Source organism: Paenisporosarcina sp. P4_E4_2, assembly GCF_056401595.1.
Map to the genome: position 1 here is coordinate 1 of NZ_JBFUJC010000303.1, position 3853 is coordinate 3853.

Here is a 3853-nt window from a genome sequence, read left to right on the forward strand (position 1 = left end):
ATATGATATGCAATCGTAGGGTACTCATTAAATATATAATTTCGTTGAGCAATGATAAAATAATGTACCATTATTAATATAATCAAATAGTAAATTACTGAAATCACTTGTTTATGTTTTTTGAAAATCAATAAAGATACTAAATATAAAACACCAGCTAGAGCATAGGTCTCCAAAATAGCAATCGCAAATACTATTATTTCCCTTTCCACTATAAACACACCCCTAAAAAAATTGTGCCTTAATAATAAGATAATTCACAATACCTTCATCAAAATCCTTTACCCCTAAAGTAAATTTCTTTTTCTGCTAACCTGCCACGTGTTAGTTCAATAAGAAAAAGAGCTGCCTAAGCACCCCGATGATCTTTAACTAAAGCATTAGTAACAGTTAGTTCAATATCTAGTTGATGTTTAATATGATTGTTTCAGTATGGCCATTCCATTCTATTGTCACTACAACCTCAGATTCTTCAATGATTTTGGCATTTGTTGGGTTAGCCTCTTTACTAGCTTTAAACGTTCCGTTTTCCTCCAATGTTAAACCGCTTCCACCAAAACCTCCTGCATTAGTCTCAACGTTATATTCAATTTCTCCAACTGAATTTACATCGTTTCCTTTATATTGAAGTTTTAATTCCTGTTCTTCCCATTCATCTTCGGTTTGAGTAACCTTTAATTCTCCCGTCCAATTATCAGACTCACCAGAGAAATCGAAAGTTTTATAGCCACATGCTGATAGCAAAAATGATACCAATACCAGCAACAATAATGTTGAAATCCTTCGACGCATAATACATCCCCTTTTGCTTTTAAAATCCAATTTTATACCCAAGCCCGATGATCAGTTAATCACCACTTAAAAACTTCAATGATTTACATATATTAACTTATTCAATACCATTCCAATAATCCCTTCATATAGAACTAAACTTCCTCGTTTTTAGAATAAGAAATGAAAAGGTATGAATTTACTTGTATTCCTTTAATAATTTATGCTGGCTATGTTTTGGGGGAGAATGATTAATAATTTAGTGATAATAAAACAAGGAGAATACCAAACAACAAAACCAGTATTAATATATTTCTTATTGAACTAATCGGTTCGGTGAGTGACAAAAAAAGAGCTGTTTAGGCAGCACTTTAATCTTTAAAAAAGCTTTCGTTAGTTCAACAACTCATAAATCATAAGGTTGAAATACAAGCGATTTTCCTTGATACATTTTGTCACGATTGAAAAGCACCCGTCCACAATAGTTATCTTCCAGATATAACGGGCTCTAGGAATAGAAAAAACCCCGTATAGGTCACTTTTTTAAAGTGTCCACTATTAGGGGTTCAGTTCATGGTTCAGTAATCATCTCTGTTATTTCTATTCAATAAAGTTTATTTTATTTTCCTGACACCATTCAATCGCAATTTGTTTAAAACACTCATCACGGTATGAATACCATTGATCTTCTTTTTCAAAATCTATTATTTTGTCCTTAAACCTTCTAAAGGCACCCTTACCCTTAATGGCCCTTAATAAAGATTCCTGCATCCGTTGATCCCTTACTTTTAAACTGAAGTTTTCCATTATTTCATATTCATTCACTGCATATTTAGTAGGTAACTCTATATAGTTTTCAAAGTTTTCAACCACATCAATTGCATTCATTCTATTTTCTTGTTCCCATTCAGGTAAATGATCAAATGGTTCTTCGTCTTCGGCAGCTCTCAAGTCCTCAGATGTAACTATAATTATTTCACCCGTATTAATATTTAGTAATGAACGTGACTCTTCAAACTGTACTTCCATTTCCTCAATTATATCTTTTAGACTGACTTGTATATTCATTATTAGATCACCTTTAGAAGTTTTTTACTATCCCGTTAGTTAAACAAAGACTGTTTATTTATTATTCGTCCTGATTCATTTATTTTATTAACTTACAACCTCCTTGATTCCATTTCTTTAATAAAATCATTCGGCTGGAACACTTCTTCAAACAATGTGGTAACTCTTGTAACTACTTGATCAATTCTTCCTTCAGTTCCGCTTTTATATGGCTCGCCTAGTTCGAACCTTAGATGCAATTCACTTGTTAGGTTAGGAAAATTACTGTCTATGTACTCCAATATTTTTTCCTTCATTGGAATCTTTCCCTTAATAAATTTTGAATAAACACCATCTGCTTGTAAATTCGAGCCCTCTTTTTATATTACCTTATTGAAGTAAAGCACCCGTTCGTATTATAAGGTCAGCCAGATATTTCTGGTTGACCTTTTTTTATATCGATATATGATGACGGTAGCCGGGGTAGAACGTAAGCACCCGTGGGGCAAATGATCCCGTCAACTAAACAGTTCGCCCCCTACTTGTAGAAACATGATTGAGGCTGGTTGGGACTATGATCTCGTATAACAAGCGAAGCTATGATACTACATGAAGGTTTAGGGGTTACCGGTTAATTGTATGAGAAGGAGGAGAAAGATGATGAATCCAGTCATTGGTCTGGATGTGGCAAAAGGTGAAAGTCAGGTTCAAGCATTCTTGGATAAAAAGCAACCGTACAAAAAGAGCTTTAAAGTAGCACATACACTTGAGGGGCTGACAAGCCTTTTAGAATTTATTAGGGAAATAGAAGATGTATCTGGAAAACGGCCACCCATTGTGTTGGAATCCACAGGACATTATCATATACCAGTTGTCCAATATTTCGAGGACAAAGGATTCTTATTGATAATGGTAAATCCACTCGTTTCATATCGAGCAAAGAGTTCTAGTTTACGTAAGGTAAAGACTGATCTCATTGACGCTCGGCATCTCTGCGAGATGTTCTATAAAGAAGAACTAGAGCCTTATAAACAACGAGGAATCCAACTCTTAAACCTACGAAACCTTACAAGGCAACACGAGAACATTACAGGTATGTATGTACAAACCAAACTGCAATTCCAATCCGTTCTTGACCAGGTATTTCCTGAATATTGTGGGGTTTTTGGTGACCTATATTCAATTGTTTCTTTATTAACATTACAAAAATTCCCTACTTCAGAGGAAGTTTTGGCCGTTGACGAAGAAACAATCGCGAAGAAAATAAAAGAATTATGTAAAAGCCGGTCTCAGCTATGGGCAAACAATCAGGCAAAAAAATTAAGAGCTGCAGCAAATCGCAATCCGTTTCAAAAAACCTTATACAATAGCCTTACCTTGAGTATTGATATGTATATAAATATGCTTCTTGAATACAAAAAAACTCTATCCAACCTTGTAGAAGAGATAGATGTTTTAGCAAAAAGTATTGAAGAATATGAGATTCTCCAATCCATCCCCGGTATCGGCGAGAAAATCGCTGCAACGATTATTTCTGAGATTGGGGAAATTGATCGGTTTAATCACCCTAAAAAACTAGTTGCATTTGCAGGAATTGATCCAAGTGTTTTTGAATCTGGTACATTCAAAGGTACTTTGAATCGGATTACCAAAAGAGGTTCTAGTAGACTACGACACGCCTTATATATGGCCGTTAAATGTGCCATTCGTGATTGTCGCAAGAAGAAAACGACAGAGGAACTCATTCCTCGAAATAAGAAGTTACGAGAGTTTTATGATAAGAAACGCGAAGAAGGAAAGCCCTTTAAGGTAGCTGTGATAGCATGTGCCAATAAACTTTTACATTGGATTTATGCACTATTAACAAGAAAATCTACTTTCCAAGATATAGCCTAGTTTAAAATCACAACTAAATAATCCAGTACTTTCCAAACGTTCATTTGGAAGGTTATTTGGTATGCACAAATTTAGTATAGCATGAACTATTTTTAGTTTTCATTAATAAATATTGACAAACTATTGGCTGGTTTAGTTG

At 34.4% G+C, this 3853-nt stretch carries 5 protein-coding genes; 1 reads left to right on the top strand and 4 read right to left on the bottom strand.

The window, feature by feature from the left end; all coding sequences use genetic code 11:
• The 4 genes from AC1DSB_RS15920 to AC1DSB_RS15935 all read right to left on the bottom strand — a co-directional run.
• Positions 1 to 212 (bottom strand): hypothetical protein (locus AC1DSB_RS15920; RefSeq protein WP_477587088.1); only part of this gene is annotated, 212 nt, incomplete at its 3' end.
• A gap of 190 nt (positions 213 to 402) precedes the next feature.
• On the bottom strand, positions 403 to 792 hold the full coding sequence (locus AC1DSB_RS15925) for a hypothetical protein (protein ID WP_477533244.1): 390 nt from the start codon (positions 790 to 792) through the stop codon (positions 403 to 405).
• Positions 793 to 1371: 579 nt separating this feature from the next.
• On the bottom strand, positions 1372 to 1839 hold the full coding sequence (locus AC1DSB_RS15930; protein WP_477587089.1) for a UPF0158 family protein: 468 nt from the start codon (positions 1837 to 1839) through the stop codon (positions 1372 to 1374).
• A 92-nt stretch (positions 1840 to 1931) separates the two neighbouring features.
• On the bottom strand, positions 1932 to 2135 hold the full coding sequence (locus AC1DSB_RS15935; protein ID WP_477587090.1) for a DUF3885 domain-containing protein: 204 nt from the start codon (positions 2133 to 2135) through the stop codon (positions 1932 to 1934).
• Between the two features lie 343 nt (positions 2136 to 2478).
• Between AC1DSB_RS15935 and AC1DSB_RS15940 the strand changes: the two genes are divergently transcribed.
• Positions 2479 to 3714: an IS110 family RNA-guided transposase gene (locus tag AC1DSB_RS15940; protein WP_477531471.1), complete on the top strand. Its 1236-nt coding sequence runs from the start codon at positions 2479 to 2481 to the stop codon at positions 3712 to 3714.
• Positions 3715 to 3853 lie beyond the last annotated feature (139 nt).

Coding starts and splice junctions, on each gene's coding strand:
- AC1DSB_RS15925 (WP_477533244.1), bottom strand. CDS start 792: ATGCGTCGAAGGATTTCAACATTATTGTTGCTGGTATTGGTATCATTT.
- AC1DSB_RS15930 (WP_477587089.1), bottom strand. CDS start 1,839: ATGAATATACAAGTCAGTCTAAAAGATATAATTGAGGAAATGGAAGTA.
- AC1DSB_RS15935 (WP_477587090.1), bottom strand. CDS start 2,135: ATGAAGGAAAAAATATTGGAGTACATAGACAGTAATTTTCCTAACCTA.
- AC1DSB_RS15940 (WP_477531471.1), top strand. CDS start 2,479: ATGAATCCAGTCATTGGTCTGGATGTGGCAAAAGGTGAAAGTCAGGTT.